We start from the raw sequence: 597 nt of genomic DNA, 5'->3' as shown, positions 1-597 counted from the left end.
TTCCTTTTACGTCACGATATTCGTCCCCAAAAAGGTGTGAAAAAGTGGACAACAAGATATTATGAGTGGTTAAATACCTTAAAATTTGATTATTCTGCATCAAGAATTGTTTATGAAGAATATATGCATCAATTAACTGAAATTCAGCAACGATTAAATCGTTTGGAAGAAGAAATCGAACGGCAAGCTATAATAGGTGTGCACGCACCAATGATTCAAGCCCTTCAAACACTACGAGGAGTAGCTGTGGTTACAGCAGCTAGTTTAGTTGCAGAAGTCGGATCATTCCAACGATTTTCTTCTCCTAAGCAATTCATGGCATATGTAGGTCTTATTCCGAGCGAAAGTTCCAGTGGGGAACTTAGACGACAAGGAAAGATAACAAAAGCCGGAAACCGTCATGTCCGGAGATTGTTAATTGAATCCGCGTGGAGTTATCGATACCCACCGGCTGTAAAAGGAAAATTAAAAAAGAGACAAGAAGGACAACCACCAGAGATACTTCAGATTTCATGGAAAGCTCAAACTCGTTTGAACAAAAGGTATTTTCGGTTACTATCCCGTGGAAAAGTTGCCGGAAAAGCCATAACAGCAGTA

The 597-nt window shown here is 39.7% G+C and carries 1 protein-coding gene; it reads left to right on the top strand.

The annotated features are described in order from the left end of the window. Positions 1-597 (top strand): transposase (locus tag JN080_RS28985; RefSeq protein WP_256239369.1); only part of this gene is annotated, 597 nt, incomplete at both ends.

The organism is Bacillus sp. EB600 (assembly GCF_024494385.1).
GTDB lineage: Bacteria > Bacillota > Bacilli > Bacillales > Cytobacillaceae > JAEVLT01.
This window is presented reverse-complemented; position numbering and strand designations above follow the sequence as displayed.